Source organism: Sphingobacterium hungaricum (assembly GCF_015210005.1).
Classification (GTDB): domain Bacteria; phylum Bacteroidota; class Bacteroidia; order Sphingobacteriales; family Sphingobacteriaceae; genus Sphingobacterium; species Sphingobacterium hungaricum.
In genome coordinates this window covers 627099-650297 of the sequence record NZ_MU158698.1, presented here as the reverse complement: position 1 = coordinate 650297, position 23199 = coordinate 627099, and the positions used below count along the sequence as shown (strand labels likewise).

The 23199-nt window shown below is 38.5% G+C and carries 19 protein-coding genes; 6 read left to right on the top strand and 13 right to left on the bottom strand.

Annotated features, from left to right (window positions below; all coding sequences use genetic code 11):
* Positions 1 to 4 precede the first annotated feature (4 nt).
* The 5 genes from C4F49_RS06005 to C4F49_RS05985 all read right to left on the bottom strand — a co-directional run bounded on the left by C4F49_RS06005 (position 5) and on the right by C4F49_RS05985 (position 5232).
* The gene (locus C4F49_RS06005) at positions 5 to 862 is read right to left on the bottom strand and encodes an ROK family protein (protein WP_196934976.1); all 858 of its coding nucleotides are present in this window, start codon (positions 860 to 862) and stop codon (positions 5 to 7) included.
* Entirely contained in the window at positions 852 to 1949 is a 1098-nt protein-coding gene (gene aroC, locus C4F49_RS06000; RefSeq protein WP_196934975.1) for a chorismate synthase, read from the bottom strand. The genes C4F49_RS06005 and aroC overlap by 11 nt, the downstream gene beginning before the upstream one ends.
* 67 nt (positions 1950 to 2016) lie before the next feature.
* On the bottom strand, positions 2017 to 3267 hold the full coding sequence (aroA, locus tag C4F49_RS05995; RefSeq protein WP_196934974.1) for a 3-phosphoshikimate 1-carboxyvinyltransferase: 1251 nt from the start codon (positions 3265 to 3267) through the stop codon (positions 2017 to 2019).
* Positions 3268 to 4374, bottom strand: a complete 1107-nt coding sequence (locus C4F49_RS05990) for a chorismate mutase (RefSeq protein WP_196934973.1) — start codon at positions 4372 to 4374, stop codon at positions 3268 to 3270. It abuts the gene before it with no gap.
* Between the two features lie 33 nt (positions 4375 to 4407).
* A complete protein-coding gene (locus C4F49_RS05985; protein ID WP_196934972.1) occupies positions 4408 to 5232 on the bottom strand; it encodes a prephenate dehydratase in 825 nt (274 codons plus the stop codon).
* Between the two features lie 578 nt (positions 5233 to 5810).
* Here C4F49_RS05985 and C4F49_RS05980 point away from each other — a divergent pair.
* Genes C4F49_RS05980 through C4F49_RS05970 form a run of 3 tightly spaced genes read left to right on the top strand, consistent with a single transcriptional unit; the run spans position 5811 to position 8136 of the window.
* Positions 5811 to 6671, top strand: coding sequence for an EamA family transporter (locus C4F49_RS05980; protein WP_196934971.1), 861 nt, complete (start codon positions 5811 to 5813; stop codon positions 6669 to 6671).
* Entirely contained in the window at positions 6668 to 7285 is a 618-nt protein-coding gene (locus tag C4F49_RS05975; protein WP_196934970.1) for an IMPACT family protein, read from the top strand. Before C4F49_RS05980 ends, C4F49_RS05975 begins: the two co-directional genes overlap by 4 nt.
* Positions 7282 to 8136: a nucleoside phosphorylase gene (locus C4F49_RS05970; RefSeq protein ID WP_196934969.1), complete on the top strand. Its 855-nt coding sequence runs from the start codon at positions 7282 to 7284 to the stop codon at positions 8134 to 8136. The genes C4F49_RS05975 and C4F49_RS05970 overlap by 4 nt, the downstream gene beginning before the upstream one ends.
* Before the next feature lie 2 nt (positions 8137 to 8138).
* Here the strand turns inward: C4F49_RS05970 and rodA are convergent, their stop codons facing one another.
* The 6 genes from rodA to C4F49_RS05940 form a co-directional block, all read right to left on the bottom strand.
* Entirely contained in the window at positions 8139 to 9413 is a 1275-nt protein-coding gene (gene rodA, locus C4F49_RS05965; RefSeq protein ID WP_196934968.1) for a rod shape-determining protein RodA, read from the bottom strand.
* Positions 9391 to 11370: a penicillin-binding protein 2 gene (mrdA, locus tag C4F49_RS05960; RefSeq protein ID WP_196934967.1), complete on the bottom strand. Its 1980-nt coding sequence runs from the start codon at positions 11368 to 11370 to the stop codon at positions 9391 to 9393. The genes rodA and mrdA overlap by 23 nt, the downstream gene beginning before the upstream one ends.
* 17 nt (positions 11371 to 11387) lie before the next feature.
* Entirely contained in the window at positions 11388 to 11915 is a 528-nt protein-coding gene (locus C4F49_RS05955) for a rod shape-determining protein MreD (protein WP_196934966.1), read from the bottom strand.
* Positions 11908 to 12741 (bottom strand): rod shape-determining protein MreC, encoded by an 834-nt coding sequence (gene mreC / locus C4F49_RS05950; RefSeq protein ID WP_196934965.1) that lies wholly within the window; start codon positions 12739 to 12741, stop codon positions 11908 to 11910. The genes C4F49_RS05955 and mreC overlap by 8 nt, the downstream gene beginning before the upstream one ends.
* Before the next feature lie 87 nt (positions 12742 to 12828).
* Positions 12829 to 13851: a rod shape-determining protein gene (locus C4F49_RS05945; protein ID WP_196934964.1), complete on the bottom strand. Its 1023-nt coding sequence runs from the start codon at positions 13849 to 13851 to the stop codon at positions 12829 to 12831.
* A gap of 148 nt (positions 13852 to 13999) precedes the next feature.
* A complete protein-coding gene (locus C4F49_RS05940; protein ID WP_196934963.1) occupies positions 14000 to 15655 on the bottom strand; it encodes a M1 family metallopeptidase in 1656 nt (551 codons plus the stop codon).
* A gap of 81 nt (positions 15656 to 15736) precedes the next feature.
* On the opposite strand from C4F49_RS05940, the gene C4F49_RS05935 reads away from it, so the two are divergent.
* Positions 15737 to 16144: a group III truncated hemoglobin gene (locus C4F49_RS05935; RefSeq protein ID WP_196934962.1), complete on the top strand. Its 408-nt coding sequence runs from the start codon at positions 15737 to 15739 to the stop codon at positions 16142 to 16144.
* 192 nt (positions 16145 to 16336) lie between these two features.
* Here C4F49_RS05935 and C4F49_RS05930 read toward each other — a convergent pair whose 3' ends face one another.
* The gene (locus C4F49_RS05930; RefSeq protein ID WP_196934961.1) at positions 16337 to 16708 is read right to left on the bottom strand and encodes a DoxX family protein; all 372 of its coding nucleotides are present in this window, start codon (positions 16706 to 16708) and stop codon (positions 16337 to 16339) included.
* Positions 16709 to 16849: 141 nt separating this feature from the next.
* On the opposite strand from C4F49_RS05930, the gene C4F49_RS05925 reads away from it, so the two are divergent.
* Positions 16850 to 17197: a winged helix-turn-helix transcriptional regulator gene (locus C4F49_RS05925; RefSeq protein ID WP_196934960.1), complete on the top strand. Its 348-nt coding sequence runs from the start codon at positions 16850 to 16852 to the stop codon at positions 17195 to 17197.
* Between the two features lie 92 nt (positions 17198 to 17289).
* Here the strand turns inward: C4F49_RS05925 and C4F49_RS05920 are convergent, their stop codons facing one another.
* Positions 17290 to 18000: an SH3 domain-containing protein gene (locus tag C4F49_RS05920; protein ID WP_196934959.1), complete on the bottom strand. Its 711-nt coding sequence runs from the start codon at positions 17998 to 18000 to the stop codon at positions 17290 to 17292.
* Between the two features lie 219 nt (positions 18001 to 18219).
* Between C4F49_RS05920 and cas13b the strand changes: the two genes are divergently transcribed.
* A complete protein-coding gene (cas13b, locus tag C4F49_RS05915) occupies positions 18220 to 21657 on the top strand; it encodes a type VI-B CRISPR-associated RNA-guided ribonuclease Cas13b (protein WP_196934958.1) in 3438 nt (1145 codons plus the stop codon).
* The last annotated feature ends 1542 nt before the right edge of the window (positions 21658 to 23199 follow it).

The following is a 23199-nucleotide window of genomic DNA, read 5'->3' as shown; positions in this document are numbered from 1 at the left end:
CAGACTAAAATAAGGAAGCGGCTCCTATCATTGCAGCTTTTTCTTCATACTTTCCAAGTATTAAGCTGTATTTTTCGTTTAAGGAAGTGTTATATTGTAAGATTTTATCCCATGCTCTGGCAATGTTACCACCGATGATAAACTCTTTGCAATCATATTTCTCGCTAAAGAAATCTAAGAAATTTTCTAGGTGATGGCTGTATTCTGTCAATAGAACAACCACCGATTCATCTTCAGCATGATGTTGAATGATTTCTTTCAAGCCTTTCTCTTCGATTCCGGTTAATTCCTTGAATCTTCTAACAAACCATCGAGTTACCAAATGCTCTTCGAAAATGCTTCCGTTGTAAGGAGAATCCCATAAATCGGCATCGAACGCTTTTTGTCCTTGTTCCCAGACTGCGCTTCCCAATCCTGTTCCTAAAGTAATTCCAAGAATTTTATGGTGGCTGGTCAAGTCATTTGCAAAGACTTCTCCTTGTAAAAAGGCAGCAGCATCATTGATGTACAACAATTCGTACGCGCCATTCAGCTCAGTTAACAAACCTTCGGTTGTGCTAAGTTTATAAATGCTGTCGTATTTGCTTTGTCCGTTCATCAACGAAATGCCATTTTCGTAATCAAAAGGACCTGGCATGGCGATTCCAATGTGCTGGACTGGTTTGTCAAACTTTGACAAGGAATCAAGAATGGCATGAGTCCAAGACTGAAAAATCGTTTTAGCTGTTTCTCCCGAATTTACTAAAGAACGGGATAGGGTGTCTTCAAAGATTGTCCAGGTTCCGTGCTCTACAACAGAGCAGGTAATATGTGTACCTCCAATATCGCAGGCTAAAATGAATTGAGGATTATTATCTTGCATGTGTGTAACTTCTGTGTTTGAGCAAATGATCTGCTATCACCAACGCTGCCATTGCTTCCACAATGATCACAGCACGAGGAACTACACAGGGATCGTGTCTACCTTTCCCAGAAATAGTTGTTTCCTCACCTTCTAAATTTAAGGTGTTTTGGTCTCGCATAATTGTTGCTACAGGTTTAAAGGCAGTGCGGAATGTGATATCCATACCATTGGAAATTCCTCCTTGAATACCGCCCGAAAAATTGGTTTGTGTAGTGACTTTATCGGTTGAGTCTTTTATAAAAATATCATTGTGTTCTGAACCCTTCATTTTTGAACCTTCAAAACCTGATCCGTATTCAAAACCGTGTACAGCATTGATGCTCAACATGGCCTTGCCTAAATCTGCATGAAGTTTGTCGAAAACGGGTTCTCCCAATCCTACCGGAACATTCCGGATAACGGTTGAGATTCTTCCGCCAACAGTATCGCCATTTTTGCGAATGTCATCGATAAAAGAAATCATTTCATTTGCTGTCGCAGGATCTGCACAGCGAACGATATTTTCTTCGCGAAGCGCTAGTAAATCTGTTAAATCTGTTGGGTCGATGTTTGGAGATTCGATTGAACCCACACCGGAAACGTGCGCGAAGACTTCAATACCTTCTTGCTTTAAAAATAATTTTGCAATTGCACCAGCAGCTACGCGTGCTGCGGTTTCTCTTGCCGAAGAGCGTCCGCCACCTCGATAATCACGGATTCCATATTTGCTTTGATACGTGAAATCAGCATGTGAGGGCCTGAATTTATCCAAGATATGTGAATAGTCTTTCGAACGTTGGTCTTCGTTAGGAATAAACATCGCAATCGGAGTACCTGTTGATTTTCCTTCAAAAACACCAGAATGAATCTGAACGGTATCGCTTTCTTTCCTTTGGGTAGTTATTTTAGATTGACCCGGTTTACGTTTATCAAGTTCCGATTGGATAAAATTTTCGTCAATAGAAATATTCGATGGACAACCATCAATAATAACTCCAATCGCAGAACCATGTGATTCACCGAATGTAGTTATACGGAAAATATCGCCGAAAGAATTACCTGCCATAATTTAAATTTCTGTAAATATATTAAATAGGTCACAAACTTTGTGGTTTATGACCTATTAAAATGAATTATTGAGTTATTTTGAAACCCTGTTGTTCTAAATGTAACCAAAAATCTGGGTATGATTTTTCGACAACTTGTGGTTCTATAATTGTTAAATTCTTAAAGACTAGCGCTAAAGGAGCGAATGCCATCGCCATGCGATGGTCTTCATACGTCTTTATTTCTAATTTTTCAGGAACAAAAGTTTCTTCTGTTTTCAAATGGTAGATTTCTCCGTCGGCCAGTAATTTGGCTCCGAATTTTCCAATTTCATTTTGCAAAGCAAGAATACGGTCTGTTTCTTTAATCTTTAAAGTTTCTAAACCGGTGAAAGAAACATTTCTTTTTAATGCTGCTGCGATGACAACAACTGTTTGTGCCAAATCTGGACATTCCTTGAAATCGAATAATTTTTTATCCGAATCGGAGTCCGATTTCTCCAGCAGAATTCCATCGTTCGTAAATGTCGATTTGACACCAAAATGAGTCATGATTTCAACAATTGCTGAATCTCCCTGAAGACTGTTTTCTTTTAAGCCAGGCAAAAGGATACGGCCATTTTTCGAAAGTGCGACAACAGAATACCAATACGAAGCTGCGCTCCAATCTGGTTCAATGTAAATTTTCGTCGCCTGATGCGCTTGTGGCTGGATAATGATTGAATTGTTTTCCCAAGTATGTGCTATTCCAGAATCTTGCAGCAGTTGCAGGGTCATGTTCACATAAGGCCTTGATGTCAATTCACCTTCAATATCCAATCTCAACCCATCTTTTAATGCTGATGCGATTAAAAGCAACGAAGAAATGTACTGACTGCTCACATCGCCTTTGATTGTTGTTGAATTTGCTTTTTGCTTGAAACCTCCAGTAATCTGAATGGGAGGAAATCCCTCTTTTTCTTGATAGCTTATGGTCGTCCCTAGGTTTTTTAATGCATCCACTAAAATTCCGATAGGCCGTTGTTTCATGCGGTCAGTTCCGGTAAGAACAAATTTTCCCTCTACAAGATTTAGGTAAGACGTCAAAAAACGCATCGCGGTTCCAGCGGGGCCGATGTTGATGATTTTTTCTGATTCGCCAGCTTGATGAGCGATTTGTAGTGCATTCTGAAGAATGACTGTGTCATCGGCGTCTGATAGATTTTCAATAGAAACTTTTCCTTTGCTTAATGCTCGGATAATCAACGCACGGTTACTTTCAGATTTTGAACCTGTCAGTTGTACCGTGCCTGAAATTTCCTGAGTAGGGTGGGAAAGCGTAATGCTTGTATGATTCATTTATGCCTCCGCAACCGTATTGCTATTCATCACCTCATTTTGCTTACGAATGGATTCGTTGTGCAATAGTTCTAAATATTTCACCGTAAAATCTTCTCCTAGGTTCAATGCTTTTGCTAATTGAACGCGTTTTTGAACGATTTCGTCCCAACGATTTACTTGAAGGATTGTTACGTTGTTATCACGTTTGTACTCGCCGATTTTTTCTGCGATTTTCATACGGTCACCGATTTGTTTAATGATTTGGTCATCAATCTTATCGATTTGCGTACGCAATTCAGCTAATTTATCTTCGAACGCCGGGTTATCAGATTCTGGTTTACGGACAGAAATGTTGTTCAATAAATCCGCCAATGCTGATGGAGTTACTTGTTGTTTCGCATCCGTCCATGCTACGCTTGGGTCGATATGTGATTCGATAATCAAGCCTTGCATATCCATATCCATTGCTTTTTGTGTGATGTATGGAATCAATTCTCTATTTCCACAAATGTGGCTAGGGTCATTGATAATAGGCAAATCAGGTGCAATCGTTTTCAATTGAATTGCCAAATCCCACATCGGTTCATTGCGGAACGCTGTTTTCTCGTATGAAGAGAATCCTCTGTGAATCGCTCCGATTTTTTTGATGCCTGCGCCATTGATACGCTCTAATGCGCCAATCCATAATGATAAATCTGGATTCACCGGATTTTTGATTAATACTGGAACGTCAACACCCTTAAGTGCATCCGCAATTTCTTGCACGGTGAATGGATTTGCTGTTGAACGAGCACCAATCCACAAAACATCCACACCAGCTTCTAAAGCTTCTTCAACGTGTTTTGCTGTCGCAACTTCTGTTGCTGTTAACAATCCAGTTTCTTCTTTTGCTCTTTTTAACCATTGCAAACCGATGCTTCCGATTCCTTCGAATTCTCCCGGACGAGTACGTGGTTTCCAAATTCCAGCACGCAAAATGTTTACTTTTCCAGTGTTAGCTAATAAGTGAGCTGTTGAAACTAATTGCTCTTCTGTTTCCGCACTACATGGTCCTGCGATAATTAATGGTTTGTCACCTGTGTCAATCCAAGATTTTAAAGGGACGATGTCTAATGAATGTTTCATTGTATGATAAGATTTTTAATTGCTAATGATAAATTATACTTTTTCGTTTTTGATGTATTCGCCTAGAATGCTAAAGTTGACGGTGTGCTTTAAAACCTTACGGATAGCCGCGTCGTATTCTGCCTGTTTTTTCCATTCCACATCGACATAAAAATCGTACTCGTTTCTACGTCCGACGACAGGCATTGATTGAATTTTACTCAAATTGACATTTTGCTCCGCAAAACATTGAAGTACTGCTGCCAAAGAACCTACAGCATTTCCTGTCTGGAATGATAAAGATGCTTTATTTGCGTTTTTTTGCTCGGTTACTTCATTGGCCAATATCAAGAAGCGTGTTGCATTTTTTTTGTTCGTTTCAATGCGTTTCTCCAAAATATGAAGACCATATATCTCTGCGGCTAATGCACTTGCGATTGCAGCAGTATTTTTAAGCTTTTCGTCTGCAATTTTTTTAGCGCAAGCCGCTGTATCCATTCCTTCTTTAATTGTCCAGTTGGGATGGTCCGACAAAAATTCATCACACTGCCTGATGGCAATCGGATGTGACTCGACAAATTGAATGTCTTCTAATTTGACTCCCGGATAGGCTAACAAATTCTGTTGAATGTTTAAGTGAACTTCGCCAATAATATGAAAGCGATAGTCACGAAGCAGATTGTAGTTGGGAAGAATGCTTCCGGCTATCGAGTTTTCGATGGCCATCACCACATAGTCTGCTTTCCCATGTTTAAGCATTTCACAAGTCTGCTTGAACGAATCACATTCTAATGTTTCAATGTCTCCGCCAAAATATTTGATGGCTGCTTCTTCATGAAATGAGGCTTTTACACCTTGTATGGCAATTTTTGTCTGCATAGTTTTTAATCAAAAAAAGTCCCGAATTTTCATCCGGGACTTTTTATATTTTCTGTTTTAGAACATATACTAATCCCGGCTTTTACTTTCAAAATAAAAGAACCAAAATGATTGATATGTTGCTAAATTTTTCATGTCTCGTTTTAACATTTCAAATGTAGAACTATTTTTTTATTCTGCAAAATAAATTTAATTTTTTTTATAAAATAAGTCGTTATTTAGTTTCGTTTTTGATAGATATTTTGTCTGTTTTTTAACATAAATTATTGATTTAATCCGTCAATTATTGTTCGATTATCGAGTTGTAAAATGTCATTAAGTGTGTTTAATCGTTTTAAATGGTATTTTTGCTAAAAATTGCCTATTTAAAATGATTATATTTTTTATTAATTTTTAGTCGTAAAATTTTGATGATTTTACGACTAAAAATTACTTTATTTTTTACAAAATAGTTGACAATAATACCCTTCTATTCATGCAGAAATTTAGATTTTTTCGGATTATCATGCCTATTTATGAAATAGATTCTATTTTTGCATAAGTTTTTACCGAATTGAAACTCAAAATTTAGTGTTACTATGATTTATGTTTTATATAGTGTGGTTTGCAGTGTAATCGTTTCGATTATCATTAAACTCGCAAGAAATAGGGGAGTAAACACAAAGCAATTGATTGTATGGAATTACCCGATTGCAGTTTTGTTGACTTATGCACTATTCAAACCTTCTTTAACTACCTTAAATTACCTTTACTTGCCTTGGGAGTTTTATATTCCTTTATCGATTTTACTGCCGACTATTTTTGTGTTCATAGCCTTGGCTATACAATATAGTGGAATTGTTAAAACGGAAATCGCTATGCGCCTTTCCTTATTTATCCCCTTGCTTGCGGCATTTTTTATTTTTCACGAAGAGTTGGAAATGGGGAAATTGGCAGGGATTTCAGTCGGATTTCTTGCTATCTTATTTTCAATCGGATGGACGAAGGATACATCAATAACAGCATCAAGCAAGAATTGGAAATACCCATTAATCGTGTTTATTGGAATGGGCGTAATCGATGTGTTATTCAAGCAGGTCGCACAGTTCACAGCCATTCCTTATACGACGTCCATGTTCATTATCTTTTGTTTGGCCATGTTCGTTTCCTTCTTGTATTTAGGCTATCTATTGATTCTGGATAAGCAAAAATTTGATGTTCGGGCATTGTTTTCAGGTTTGTTGCTCGGCGTGTTTAACTTCGGAAATATTCTTTTCTATATGAAAGCACATCGAACCCTTCCGGATAATCCATCAGTCGTATTTACAGGAATGAACATTGGAGTAATCGTTTTGGGAGCTTTGGTTGGCGTGCTGTTATTTAAGGAAAAATTGACTAACCTAAATAAAATAGGCTTACTTTTGGCTGTTGTATCCGTTTTATTAATTGCTTATTTGTGAGTTTATTCGAAGATACCTACCAAACAATTGAAAACAAGTCTGAAGGAATTTTTAGGGATAAAGGAAGTAAATTTCTTGCCTACGCTTTTCCGTTCCGTGATGAAGCCAAATTAAAAGAAATCCTTTCTGAACTTAGGGAGCAACATCCCAAAGCGCGCCACTTTTGTTATGGCTATCGGTTAACCGTGGACCGCTCGGTCTATCGGGTCAATGATGATGGCGAACCTTCGGGGACAGCTGGCCGACCAATCGTGAATGTGTTGCTATCTAAGGATTTGACAAATATCCTCGTTGTTGTTGTGCGTTACTTCGGTGGAACCTTGCTGGGTGTTCCGGGTTTGATTAATGCCTATAAAATGGCAACGATTGAAGCAATTGAACAATCCCAAATTATCGAGATGACCGTGAATGATGTTTACAAAATTCATTTCGAATATTTACAACTAAATGATGTTATGCGTGTTATTAAAGAGGAAGATATCACTGTCATCAATCAGCAGTTTGATTTGGATTGTGAGATGCAGATTGAGATGCGGCAGACGCAGGTTGAAGGCGTGCTTTCGAAATTGGAGAAAATAGAGAACCTAAAATTGAACTATTTAAGAACAGTATGATAAATGATAGCGAACTAATTTTAAATGCAGATGGCAGCATCTATCACCTCAATTTGTTGCCTGAAGACATTGCCGATACGATTCTTTTTGTTGGAGACCCTGACAGAGTGGGAGAAGTGTCTAGATATTTCGATTCCATCGAAATTACGAAAGGAAGACGAGAATTTATTACGCATACCGGAACTTTACGAAACAAGAAAATCTCAGTCATCTCAACCGGAATTGGAACGGACAACATTGACATCGTCATGAATGAATTGGATGCGTTGGCAAATATTGATTTCAATACAAAATCATTGAAATCTGATTTAAAATCATTAACGATTATCCGGATTGGAACATCAGGTTCGATTCAAGGAAATCTTCAGATTGGGACACTTTTGGCAAGCGAATATGCAATCGGTTTTGATGCTTTAATGCAATATTATGTCAAACCTTACACATCAGATGAAGAGGATTTAAAAAGAGAAATAGACAGTCAGTTTAATTCGTTAAGCTTTAAACCTTATGTCGGTAAAGCGAGTTCGGTATTGCTGGAAAAAATTGCCAAGGATTTGCCAAAGGGAATCACGATGACCGCACCGGGATTTTATGCACCTCAAGGGCGAATGCTTCGTTCAAAGAATGTGTACCCTGATTTAATCCGAACAGCAAATTCATTTTCATGGAATAGCCGCAAAATCACGAACCTAGAAATGGAAACCGCAGGGATTTACGCGCTATCCAATATGTTTGGCCATCATGCCATTTCCATCAACGCTATTTTAGCAAGCCGTGTCAAAGAAGAGTTTGCTGAAAAACCTGCTGAAATTGTAGACCAAGCTATTCGGTTTGTATTAGACAGATTGTAAAATTACATCGGGCTTAATCCTTTTCTTGCCGAATCAAAGCGCAATAGGATAAACAGCAAAATTGTAAAACTCCATAAGGAAGAACCTCCATAGCTAATAAATGGCAATGGAATTCCAATAACTGGAACAATTCCAATCGTCATTCCTATATTGATAAAGAAGTGGAAAAACAGAATAGATGCAACACCGTACGCATAGATTCGTGCGAAGGCCGTTCGTTGCCGTTCGGCGATGTTGACGATTCGGACCAATAGAAATAAATAGATGCTAATCAAGACTACCGAACCCACAAATCCCCATTCTTCACCAATCGTACAGAAAATAAAATCCGTACTTTGCTCGGGTACAAAATTATATTTCGTTTGTGTGCCTTGCAGATAACCCTTGCCAAACAATTGACCAGACCCAATCGCAATTTTGGATTGGTTCAAATTATAACCTTGACCCCTAGGGTCATCAATTTTCCCTAAAATAATATCGATGCGGTTCCGTTGATGGGTTTGCAAAATGTTTTCATATGCAAAATCAACACATAAAATATACATGGAAGAAGCAAAAAACAGTATCGCAATATTGATAATGTTTTTACGTCTTTTGCGAAGCATAAATCCGAAGAAGATGCAAACTGCAGCGATGATTCCGATTAAAATCCATTGGTTGATTAGCAACGCTAACACGAATAGCAAAATTGCCAAAGCACCGATAATCAAAACTGAATTTCCGATGTATCCCTCTCGATAGAAAACAAAGATTAAGGCAAAAAAGGCTAAAGCTGAACCTGTATCTGGCTGCAGCATAACCAGTGCGACCGGCAATAAAATTATCAAACAGCCAATAAATAAACTTTTGTTGTTTGGCATTTTTCCTGCTTGCGAACTTAAATAATAAGCCAATAGCAAACAGGTTGCTAATTTTCCAAATTCCGAAGGCTGCAACCTAAAACTTCCTAGCGGAATCCAAGCTTGATTTCCACCCACATTCCGACCAACAATCAACACCGTCACCAACAACAGCATAACGACAATATAAATTATCGGGCTAGCTGAAATAAAAAACCGCGAATCGATAATCAATATGCTCACACCTATTAACAAGGCTGTAAAAATATAAATCGACTGCTTGCCGTAGTTTGTTTCTAAACTAAAAATATTCGGATGTTCAGGGTCAAAAACTGCCGCGTGGATGTTAAACCATCCGATTAAGCACAACAGCAACCATAGAACAATGGTTACCCAATCAATACGTCCGAAAAAACTACCTTGCTGCGACTTGTTCATTTCTTCTTCTCACTTGACTATGGTGAACGACTAATTCATTATTTGTTGCACGCGTGGTATTTGCTTGTTGCGTGTTCTTTTTTGTGCTGTCTGCTTTGATGGTGCTATTCTTTGGTTGCTCAACTTTTTTCGGCGCTGGCAATAAACTTGCATTGTAAATCCGGTCTTGAAGATGTTTAGCTAACGTAATCGTGTCGGTTAGGTACTGCTCCACCAGCATACTGGCTATCGGGCCAGCCCAAGTACCACCGTATCCTGCATTTTCCACAAAAACTGCAATAGCAATTTTTGGGTTTTCCCGCGGAGCGAATGCAAAAAATACCGCATGGTTTTCCCCATGAGGATTCTGCACAGTTCCGGTCTTGCCACACATTTCAATTCCATTGATGCGAACAGAATACCCAGTTCCTCCCGGAATATTTACTGCACGGCTCATCCCTTCGATAACGGGCTCATAATATTTAGCATCAACACCTGCATAGATTTTCTCTGTAAACTCCTTCTTGACAATTTTTTCTTCTCCAATCCCTTTAATCAGATGCGGACGATAATAAAAACCACGATTCGCAACAATTGCCATAATATTAGCCATTTGGAGAGGAGTGATACCTAATTCGCCTTGACCAATCGATAACGAAATATTGAAACTTGAACGCCAAGTCGCATTTCCGTAACTTTTGGTGTAATAATCTGATGTCGGAACTAGTCCTGGCTTTTCGCCGGGTAAATCAATTCCCAACGTATGGCCCAGTCCAAATTGTCCTAAAGCTTCGCGCCATAAATCGTATGCTTTGGTTGTCGGCATGCCACGTGATTCAATCATGCGTGCATACACATAGCCATAATACGTGTTACAAGAGCGTTGGATTGACTTGACTAAATCAGTCGAACCATCTACATGAGTACATTTCATAAAGCCACGGCCACCTCCATAACTGTAGCCACCAGGACAATAAAATGTAGTCTTATCATCAATTACTCCAGCTTGTTGGGCAGTTAATGCCGCAACCACTTTAAAAACTGAACCTGGAGGATACGAAGCTTGAATTGGACGGATAAACATCGGTCGATTTTCATCTTCCAGCAATTTCATGTAATTATTTCCTAATTGCCGGCCGACCATCATATTCGGGTCGTAGGTTTCGCTGCTGACAAATGTCAATATTTCTCCGGTCGAAGGCTCTATCGCGACAATTGAACCCAGCTTATTCTTCATTAGCTTTTCACCAAGAATTTGTAGTGTTTTGTCCAATGAAGAAACTAACCCGTCTCCGGTAACAGCTAACGTGTCATATTTCCCTTCCATAAACACACCTTTCGGTCTGTTCAACGCATCTACCATTAAATTTTTGACACCGCGCTTTCCACGAAGCAATTCTTCATAAGCGCGTTCGACGCCACTTTTGCCGATGTAATCTCCAGGGCTATAAAATCCATTCGAGCGTTCGATATCTTTGTCATTGACCTCCGTAATATAACCTAAGAATTGCGCAGCAATGCTATCGGGATAATTACGGACGGTTCTATTCTGAACATAAAAGCCACTAAACTTATATAAATGTTCTTGAAGACTGGCGTAGGTTTCAGACGATAATTGCTTCTCGAATATAGATGCGCGGTATGGAGAATGCTTTTTAGCTTTGTCCATTCGGTCATTAAAACCTTTTACATCAATATCGATTAAACGACACAATAAAGCCGTGTCGATTTCTTTGGCTTCTCTTGGTGTCACCAATAAATCATAAACAGGTTCGTTCTGAACCAAAACTTCATTGTTCCGGTCCAAAATAACACCGCGCGCCGGGTAGACTACCACCTTGCGTAGTACGTTGTTATTAGCCGATAAAATATACTTGTCGTCTATGATTTGGAGATAAAACAACCGCGCGACAATAATCAATGCGATGGCTATAAAAATCCCTTGAATCACATATTTACGAGCAAAAAAACTGTTCATAAATGTGTTGATATGATTTACTTGCTAATCAAACGCGATTTACGTTTATAGAATAGCAAACTGATTAACAAAATAATTAAAAACGTAAAGATACTACTTAAGAGTGTACTAAGTAAAGTGTAGTGGAAGTTTTTAAAAGAAAAAGCTTCGACCATAAATAAGACGAAATGATGGATAAGACATCCAAAAAAGATGTAAGACGAAAACCATTTAAATCCCATTTCATCCCAGGTCGGCGTGTCAAAAGATTCCCGGACTTCGATTTCCAACGTAATCCGCTTGAAGAATATGCGAAACCAAGCCAGCGCAACGCATGCCGCCGCATGGACGCCGATGGAATCATAAAATGCGTCGACGGTAAGGCCCGTAAGAAATGCAATTAAGAACAATAGAAAATTTGAAATCCCTATCGGCAATAAGAATATAAAAAGGATATACGGAAATGAGGATGTTAGGTTGTAGTACCCAATATTTTTGAACAGCACGACCTGCAGTAAAATCAATACTACAAAACGAATACCATTATAAATTAAAATTCTACCCATTGTCGTCATTCAAGGCTTCCAAGGCCTGTTTTTCTCCAGCTAAGTTATCCTTCACAATGTATACATGATGAAGGTTGCTAAAGTTGGTGGATAATTTTATGCGCACATCCAGAAAACTTTCTCCTGAGGTGATGCCTGTTTCTTCTACGGCACCGACATTGATTCCCTTAGGATAAATTGAAAAACCGGAAGTGAATACTTTCTGCCCTTTTTTAACCACTACATGATTTGGAATATCCCGCACGATGGCATAACGAGGGTCGATATTATTTCCCCAAACCAAGGAACCTAATTCACCGGTGCTATCTAAAGTAACGGAAATTTTTGTGTTCGGATTTAAAAGAGATTGAACCGTACTAAAATTTGCTGAAACATTCAGTACCGTTCCTACAACTCCATTTGAAGTCATCACACCCATTCCTTTTACCACACCATCTTTAGAGCCTTTGTTCAACGTCAAGAAATTGCTTTTTTGATTGACACTATTGTTGGCTACATCGGCGATAATAAATTCATAACGTCCTTGTTCAATTGAATCAACAAGCTGAACGGAATCAATCGTATCTTTTGCAATGTAATTCTGAAGTTCCTGACGCAACGAAGCATTCTCCTGCGCTAAACTTTCATTGGTTTCTGTCAAAGCAAGGTAGCTTTTCCATGAGTTTAGTTTCTCGTAGAAAGAGCCTACAACGACATTCGAAGAATTGATAAAAGAAGATTTTTGGTAATTATTGTTGCGGACAACTAATAAAATGGAAATCACAAAGAACAAAACGAACCAAAAAAAGGCATTGTATCTAACAAAGAAAAGCCAAAGGTTTTTCATGTACTAATTCGTTCTTTATGTTGTAAAAATAAACGATAGAGAAAAACTCAATTTTCTCTATCGCAATATTGTATGGTTTGCAATTAATTATTGCATTAAAAATTTAAATCTGCCGATATTCTTCAACGCGATTCCTGTTCCTCTAACCACCGCGCGCAATGGGTCTTCAGCAACATGAACAGGTAGTTTTGTTTTTGCCTGAATACGTTTATCCAAACCTCTCAACAAAGCACCGCCACCTGTCAGGTAAATTCCTGTTTGGTAGATATCCGCTGATAATTCTGGAGGCGTAATTTCCAAAGCTTTCAGTATTGCTTCCTCAATTTTAGAAATTGATTTATCCAAACAGTGAGCGATTTCTGTATAAGAAACTGTAATTTGTTTTGGTATACCAGTCATCAAATCGCGTCCTTGAACAGCGAAATCTTCTGGTGGGTCTGTCAGCTCTGGTAAAGCCGCACCAACTTCGATTTTAATCTTCTCTGCTGTACGGTCTCCAATCATAATGTTATGCTGACGACGAATGTACTGTACGATGTCCGAGTCAAAATTATCTCCGGCAACACGGATAGATTGGTCACAAACAATTCCTGACAAGGCAATAACGGCAATTTCAGTCGTTCCACCACCGATGTCGATAATCATATTTCCGACAGGCTCTTCAACATCAATTCCAATACCCACTGCTGCGGCCATTGGTTCATGAATCAAGTAAACTTCTTTTGCACCAGCAATTTCCGCCGAATCTCTTACTGCACGTTTCTCTACTTCTGTAATACCTGAAGGAATACAGACAACCATTCTTAACGATGGAAAAAACCAGCTCTTCCCATTGTTTATTAATTTCACCATGCCGCGAATCAAATGTTCAGCTGCCGTAAAATCTGCAATAACACCATCGCGTAATGGCCTTACTGTTTTAATATTGTCGTGCGTTTTTCCTTCCATTTGCATTGCTTGTCTTCCGATAGCAATCACCTTGTTGGTGGTTCGGTCGAAAGCAACTATAGAAGGTTCATCTACTACTACTTTATCGTTATGTATGATAAGGGTATTTGCTGTCCCTAAGTCGATAGCAACTTCCTGCGTAAACCAATTGAATAACCCCATTTAAACTGTATTTTCTGATTTGTAATTTAGATGCAAAACTAATGAAAAAAAATGGTTTATGTTATAGTATTGCATGAAAAAATGCATCTAATCTGCATATTATTCTACAATTACTAAATGACTGAAAATAAACGTTTTTTTATTCAGTTTATTGTACAGAAAGTTGAATATAATAGTTAAATAAATCGACGTCTAGCGATTGTTTTGTCAGTCCGTCAAGCTTTAACTCTTGAAACTCAGTCGTTGGGTAAAAACGTTGCTTGTTTTTTCCTTTCAAACCAATATCTATCGGCATGTTGAAGCCTTTGACTTCTGAAATCCAACGAAACTTAGCGCTGTTTTCGTCGATAAATTTAATTTCCAATACAGGAATCTCAGTATGCTGAACATACTGTCCGAAAACTTTGGATAAATCGATTCCAGATTCTTTATTCAGGTAAGAAATAATGTCTTTATAGGTTACGGTCTGATGATAGTAGGTTTTATTTAACCCTCTTAACAGCTCCCTCCATTTTTCGTCATCGGCAACAATGGTGCGTATCATGTGATGCAAGACGCCACCTTTCACATACATGTCGCCCGAACCTTCTTTATTGACCCCATAAGGTCCTTGGATTGGGGAATCGTTCCGTATGCCCCGGCGATTTCCGTTTACATATTCTGCGCTTGCTTTTTTGCCATAATGGTAATCAATAAACAAGGCTTCTGAATAATTGGTGTAGCTTTCGTGAATCCACATATCAGCCAAATCTTTTGCCGTGATGTTATTGCCAAACCATTCATGCCCAGACTCATGCACGACGATAAAATCCCATTTCTTTCCCCATCCTGTGCCCGAACCATCATTTCCTAAATAGCCATTGATGTATTTGTTGCCATAGGCAATGGCGCTCTGATGTTCCATTCCCAGATGGGCAGTCTCGACAATTTTATAGCCGTCTTCGTAAAACGGATAGGGGCCGAACCAATGTTCAAAAGCGTCCAACGTTTCGTGGACATTTTTCTTCAAGTGCGGTAACTTCTCCTTGTTTTCTTTTAAGACATAATAATCAATATCCAAGGTTCCTTTCTCACCAGAATATTTTTCGGAGAAATGTGCGTAGTCGCCGACATTTAGCGCTACATTATAATTGTTTATCGGGTTGCGGACTTTCCAATGGTACTTTTTGAAATTTCCATTTGCCTCGACCTTAACCAGTCTGCCATTAGACACATTTATCAAGTCTTTCGGAACGGATACAGAAATCAACATGCTGTCGACTTCGTCCGACAAATGGTCTTTATTGGGCCACCAAACGCTGGCTCCCAATCCTTGACAAGCTGTCGCTACCCAAGGTTTGCCATTTTTATCTTTCTTCCAGTCGAATCCTCCATCCCAAGGTGCACGGGTTGCTTGAATCGGCGTGCCCGAATAATATACAGTGAACGAATCCAATTTGCCTTTCTCAATGGCTTGCGGAAAATCTACGAAAACAGCGTTGTATTCCCGTTCGAATGGTAGGGATTTTCCTTGATATTCTACCTTATCGACAGATAGATTTTCAAACAGGTCAAATTGCAATCGGGAAAATGTATCGTTGGCTTTGAAGCGAAAGAGATTGCTTCCGGCAATGGATTTGTTCTTAATATCGACTTGAATATCTAAATGATAATATTGAATATCATAACAAGTTCTTAATGGGGTCAGCATTCCACGCAATGAATCTGCTTTACTGAAAATTTCTTTGGCCTTCATAAGCTGTGCAGAAGCAAGATGGGAAAGCAATACCAGTGTAATAATCAGGAAGAAATTTTTAGATGACATAAATAAGTGCGTATTTTACTTTTACAGATAGCCAAATTACTAATTTGGTGTCAAATTCATACATAAATCATAAACAATAAGATGGAGAATGAGAATCAGGAATTGAAAGATGTGCGTGACTTGGCGGATATCCGATTGTTTGTGGATACCTTTTATGCACGCATCAGGAAGGATGATTTGATTGGCCCCATCTTTACCGAACGCATTGGAGACAAATGGGCTATACACCTAGAGAAAATGTATACTTTCTGGGAAACTATTCTTTTCGAGCAGAAGACGTATTTTGGTGCGCCTTTTCTCCCTCATGCGACAATGAATCTTGAGCCCCATCACTTTCAGCGCTGGATTTCTATTTTTGAATCCACCCTGCACGAACTTAATCAAGGAGCTAATACCGAAAAAGCAATCTGGCAAGGCAAGCGCATGGCCGAAATCTTTATGAGCAAGATTGCATATTATAAAACGCAAGCTGGTAAACCGCTGATTTGAAGAAGCCGTAGGCTATAAGCTTTAGGCTTTAGGCAATAGGCTTTAAGCTTCGAGCCTGATTGCTGAAGGGGATTTCATTCCGCCTAAAACCTGTCACTTCAATCCGCCTAGCGCCAGCACCTCAATCCGCCTAAGATTACGGCCTAAAGCCTACGGCTTACTGCCTACCGCCTAAAGCCTACCGCCTAAAGCTTACGGCTTACTGCCTACCAACCTAGTTGTCAATTCTGGAAAACGAATGGCTGATGTAATCCAGATAAGGATTTGGATAATGGTCGGAATCAAAATCGGCATGCCACCTACAAGATGCGTCGCCATCGCGCCACCCATGTAAGCTACAGCAAGCAAGGTGCCTAATACGCCCGTGCGAGGAATCAGGTACAAAACGGCGATTACTAATTCCAATGTGCCTAAGATTCTTAGCGTTGCAAGACCGCCCATTTTCGCGGACTGCTCGACCATTTCAGGACTGCCAATTAATTTTTGCACGCCACTGGCAATTAATACAAAGGCAACAAGGCCTGCTAAAACCCATCCGATGATGTTTTTCGTTTTTGTGTTCATAATGATGATGTTGTATACTGTTATTCTTAAATACTGCTCGCTTTTAATTAATTAACGATTTCATACAGCAAAATTGAATACATTACTTTACTTTTGCAAGTAGTTACCAATATGTCCACTAGGAACATAAATTAAAGTAATATGGGAAATCAAGCAGTTACATTCGAAGAAAAAAAACATGTGAAATTAGAATTACATTGTCATGTCGGAAGAGCCATGCATATTTTCAAAGGACGCTGGACATTTCCGATTATCAAAACCCTGATGGATGGTACGTTTAGGTTCAAAGAATTGGAGCGTGCCCTGCATGGAATCAACACGAGGATGCTGGTCAAAGAGCTAAAAGAGTTGGAGGCTGAAGGGATTATCAACCGTCAAGCATACGCGACCGTACCACCGACTGTCGAATATTCCTTAACCGATAAGGGCAAGGCGATGGAACCAATCATCGCCGAAATCGAAAAATGGGGCGTGAAATATCTGCAATAAGTATTGATGCTCATATGCTCAAGTGGCGAATAATTAAATCTTATTTGATAAAAGGACACGCTAAACCCATGTATCAGTCAAACGTTCTTCATCTAAAAAGGCATCAGCACAATTTTCTTGCTATATTTTCCATTCTCGATAATAAATAATACCGCATAGCCACCGGCTCCGTCTGAATTTACGGATGTGATGTAAATCCTGTCGGAATCTTTGTCGTAATAGCAGTTCGCAAAGTCGTTATTGACATTAAATAAGTTCTCAAATTCTCCTCGAGGTATTTCGATTTTGCTGTTGCCTTTTGTGATTAAAATTGAGGTATACTGCGTTTGCGGAATGGTTCCGTCCGTTCCCCAAACCTGCTTCCCTTTATACTTGTCCTCTATCGTGTAGTCTCCATAATTGGTTGAGGAAAATAGCTTTTTATTAAGTTCATAATCAAAGGGAGCGGACTGAATGCTGACTGCGATATCGCGCAAGATAAACGTCGCATCATGTTCTTCGGCGATAGCCAGAGGGATTTCCTCAAAATCAGCAATCAACTTTAGTCTCGAAGTGTGCATATGTCCCGAAAACCGAATCTTCTCATTTTCGACATAATCAATATTTATCCATCCAGAAGCCAAATCAAACGGGTCGAAAACATACACGATTTCATTCGAATTGACCTTGCCGATGATTTTGGATTGCCCATTTGCTTGCTCCCTTACATTGGCGTAGCCATCCTTATCCACAACTTTTGCAAATTGAGCAAAGGAGGGCAGGAAAGCGCAGATACCTGCTAAAGTTAGAATCAGTTTGAACATATGATTTTATTTGGGGGTAATATCTTTATTAAATTCCAATATTCAAAGTGTTAAGACACAGGTACGCATATTAGCCGAGGAAATACGTAAAGTTAATCTCCTTGACATTGTCTTTTGAATTGTTAGATTTTTTTTGTTTATTGATATCAATAATTGGTATATCGTAGCTGTACTAGAGGAAGGCTCCACTATGCTAATTTCTAACCAAATATTATTAACATGAATCAAAACACGGAGAGGATAGGAAGGGGTATCCAATACAACCACACCAAGATTGAGGATAAACATTATTTCGCAGGTTATTTGAACCTAGCGGTGAATAATAAAGAAGAGGTATTTAGCGCGTTTAAAGAGCGATATAATGGTGATTTTAAAACTAAATTTCATAAGGATACGATTCATCTAATATCGCCGTCCGATTATACGATGTATTTAGATTTTCTAAAGCAGTATTTGCCGGTAGTTAATTATTTGGATCTGTCTCCGGCAAACATTCGATTTGAAAGAGCAAACGATAAGGAACTTAGCAGAAGAGAGTATTTTTTAGAGAGTTTTACCTTCTTGATCTCAGCTATTGAATCCCTGCGGAACTTTTATACCCATTATTTCCACAAGCCTATTGAATTTGACCAGGAGCTTTTTGATGTGCTGGATGATGTTTTGTTTCATGTGATCGATCACGTTAAAAAGACGAAGAAAAAAGACGATAAAACTAAACAGCTCTTGAAATCTTCTCTCAAACAAGAATTAATCACCCTAGAAAAACTGAAAAGAGCGAAACTCCAAGCTGATAAGGCAGAAGGTAAGCGTGTAGATTTAACGGAAACGGCTATTAAAAATGCTGTATTTAATGATGCTTTTTACCATCTATTGTATAAAGATGGCATCAATAGAAATTATGAAGCTAGGCTTGATGACACCTTGCCTGCCGAAAATAACATCAGCATTTCTCAGAGCGGGCTTGTATTCTTGATGGGCATGTTCCTAAAAAAGAAAGAAGGCGAAGATATGAGAGGACAGATCACTGGATACAAAGCAAAAGTTATTAAGGATGTAGATAAGCCAGTCGATAGCAATAACAATAGCCTAAAATATATGGCGACTCATTGGGTCTTTAGTTATTTAGGCTTTAAAGGATTGAAACGACGGTTGACTACAACCTTCAGCAAAGAAACTCTATTGATCCAGATTGTAGACGAATTAAGTAAAGTACCCGATGAAGTGTATCAATCCTTGTCTCCGAAAAAGCAAGAGGAATTTGTTGAAGATGTAAACCAATATTATAAAGATGGGCTGGAGAGCCAATCCCTAGATAACGCATTGGTTGTTCATCCAGTGATTCGGAAGCGCTATGAGGATAAGTTTAACTATTTTGTTATTCGATACCTGGATGAGTTTAGAAACTTTGATCAGCTTCGTTTTCAAATCTTCTTAGGAAATTATGTGCACGACCGTAGAGTGAAACAATTGAATGGCCTTGACTATCAGACCGAACGAACAACAAAAAAGGCTGTTAATGTATTTGGGAAGTTAGCTGACCTTGTACATATTAAGTCAGATTATTTTGTGCAAAAGGAACAGCCTGACGTTATAGGATGGGAGGAATTTCCTCATCCATCTTATAATTTCGTCGCCGGTAATATTCCCATTCAAATACGATTAAATCGGGCTAATGGTGATCCTGATAAGCACAAAGCAAAGCAGGGCTTTTTGGGTGAATTGTTAAATCATACGTTTACCCATGCTGATAAGGCCAATGTCGAATCACCGGATGCGATGCTTTCATTAAACGAACTTCCTGGATTGTTGTATGCGTTGCTTAATGAAAATAATAAACTGACGGAGCAAGAAATCGAAAGAATATATAAACGTAAATTATTTGCTCGTCTAAATGTAGTAAAGAACTACAATCCAGACCAACAATTGCCAAGCTCCCAGATTACCACTAAACTAAAAAGGAGTAATGGAAACGGTGCGGTTATCGATGTCTTGAAGCTGATAAATGCAATAAGCAGAGAAATTGAGGTCACAGATAAAAAGCTAGAATTTATCAGAACAAAAAGTGACGAACAGCGAAATGCTAAACCTCCAAAACGATACATGTTTGGTTCTCGCGAAGTTGGTCAAGAGGCGACTTGGTTAGCTAACGATTTAAAACGCTTTATGCCCATCCCTGTAAGGGAACAATGGAAGGGTTATCACCATAGTCAGCTTCAGCAGTCTTTGGCTTATTATTCCATTAATAGAAATGAATCCATTGATCTATTAAGTCAATTTTGGAATTTTGAGGATAAGTCTCATGCGTGGAATCAAGGTATTAAGCAAGCTTTCGATACGACCAAAACCTTCGAAGATCTCTACAAGAAATATTTATCGAGTCGAAAGCAATTATTAAGTAATTACGCAAAGCAGATTGAAGGATTTCAAGACAATAATGGATTACTGAAAAGATTTATCAAACAACAGTCTATTTGGACGATTTTTTATGAACGTTTGTATCGAATAGATAAAACGGAAGATCAGATCAACAAATTGCTCAGCCATCCGGTAGCTATGCCTCGTGGCTTATTTGATGACAAACCAACCTTTATTTTGGGCGAAGATATCCACAAGCATCCTGAAAAATATGCCGATTGGTATAGTTATGCATATCAGCAACACGCTTACCAAAGCTTCTACGCCATGGAAAGGGATTGTAGTACCTTATTTGATCAACATCGTGTAGACAATGAAAGCTTAGCCAAGAACAAGAAGGAATATACCCATCAACAACAAGTTGATTTTATTAAATTAAAGCAAGATCAGAAGATAAAGAAAGTTCAGATGCAAGACTTATATCTGAACCTAATTGTAAAAGATTTGTTCGAAAAAGTATTTGGCTATCGTGTAGAACTATCCTTGAAAGACTATTATCTGACACAAGCAGAACGAATAAAAAGAGAACAAATAGCCCTTCAGCAAAGTCAACGTGTGGAAGGTGATGCTTCGGAAAATATAATAAACGATAGTTTTATCTGGGGAATGACAGTTCCGTATATGGAGGGACAAATCGAAGAACCTAAGGTTCGATTAAAAGATCTTGGGAAGTTCAAAAGCTTAATTCATTCTTCAAAAGCCAAACGTATACTCTCTTACAACCCAGAAAGGACCTGGACGAAGTTAGCATTAGAAAATGAACTACAGCTTCTGCCTAGTTCATATGAAGTTATTCGCAGAGATCAGCTCTTTAGCGCGTATCAGCAATTGGAAAAGAATATCTTATTAGCGAATGAATTTGATGGCGTTAATCATCCTTCTAAATTTGAACTTAAAGGTAACCCTAATTTAAAATTGTATATCACAGAAGGCATACTGCGAAATCGAGCAGATATTTCATCGGATGATATAGATTGGATTAAAGGGTTAGGCGATAGCACATTTGAAAGCGAAGCCACGATAAATACAGTGGATACCAAGCCAGAGCTTGTTCAGCAAGCTTTCTTGCTTATCTATATTCGGAATAAATTCGCACATAATCAATTGCTTATCGAGCCATATATGAGCTTGGTGCAAATATTTCTTTCTGAAGAAGAAAAGCAACATGCACAAAGCTATAGCGAGCTTATCCTTTCGTTTGTGAGGCGAGGCATTGGGTTCTTTAATCCATCGGTAAACTAATGATTGATTAAATCACTAGCGTTCTTTGAAATCTAACTAATATTAGGCGATTTAGAATAAAAATAAATCTTACCTTTTTAAGTTGATGACAATAGCTTAATTGATAGAGATATAATGCGCTTAATTTGAAAGGTAATCAAAACAACTATCCATTGTTACCTCCTTTGATTTTGGTTGTTAATGCCCTTATTTTGAAAGGTAGTCACAACTTCTAAACCAATCAAAAGCCTGTTGCCAAAGTTGTTAATGCCCTTAATTTGAAAAGTAATCACAACGAAAAACTACAGAAGACTTGCGCCCGACCGGTTGTTAATGCCCTTATTTTGAAAGGTAATCATAACATAAAATGGCCAAGGCCACCGTGCAGGACAGTTGTTAATGCCCTTATTTTGAAAGGTAATCACAACCACCCGGTTCACCAGTAGGACCTTGACCCAGTTGTTAATGCCCTTAATTTGAAAGGTAATCACAACTAGCTAATACAAATGCGTCTAAAGTGTTTCGTTGTTAATGCCCTTAATTTGAAAGGTAATCACAACCATGAAGTACCAGCGCCTGTAGTACCTCCTGGTTGTTAATGCCCTTAATTTGAAAGGTAGTCACAACAAATTCTGTTTTATCGCTTTCATTGGAAGAGTTGTTAATGCCCTTAATTTGAAAGGTAGTCACAGCGGGGTGTAAAACAGCATACGCAGGAAACAAGTTGTTAATGCCCTTAATTTGAAAGGTAGTCACAGCTTCGAGTAGCCATTTTTAAACAAGAATTCTGTTGTTAATACCCTTAATTTGAAAGGTAATCACAACTTGGCATCCCAACGGGTTTTCACGCCGTACGTTGTTAATGCTCTTAATTTGAAAGGTAATCACAACTTTCTACTAACATATTATTTCGATTTTAAAGTTGTTAATGCTCTTAATTTGAAAGGTAATCACAACAAATTCTCGTGCGTTCAGGCGCATCGCTCAGTTGTTAATGCTCTTAATTTGAAAGGTAATCACAACGTAACTATCATAATGTTATTCTGTTAACCCGTTGTTAATGCTCTTAATTTGAAAGGTAATCACAACGGAAAAGTAATTCGATAGCTTCTTGTTGAGGTTGTTAATGCCCTTAATTTGAAAGGTAATCACAACCGATATCCCCTTCAAATATCTCTACACCGTGTTGTTAATGCCCTTAATTTGAAAGGTAATCACAACTTGGTATAAGCATAAATATGATGACCTGAAGTTGTTAATGCCCTTAATTTGAAAGGTAATCACAACATCCTCAACCTCCTCTCTCGTAGGTGCTAAGTTGTTAATGCCTTTAATTTGAAAGGTAGTCACAACAATAGTTTTAACACCAACAAACACCAACACGTTGTTAATGCCTTTAATTTGAAAGGTAGTCACAACAAACCTATCTAATCCTTGCCAAAGGAAAGCGTTGTTAATGCCCTTAATTTGAAAGGTAATCACAACTATTTATCGTTAATTATATAGTAGGTTTTAAAGTGTGTCCCTATGGGTCGGATGGGTTTACTTGTGCCACGGTCAGTG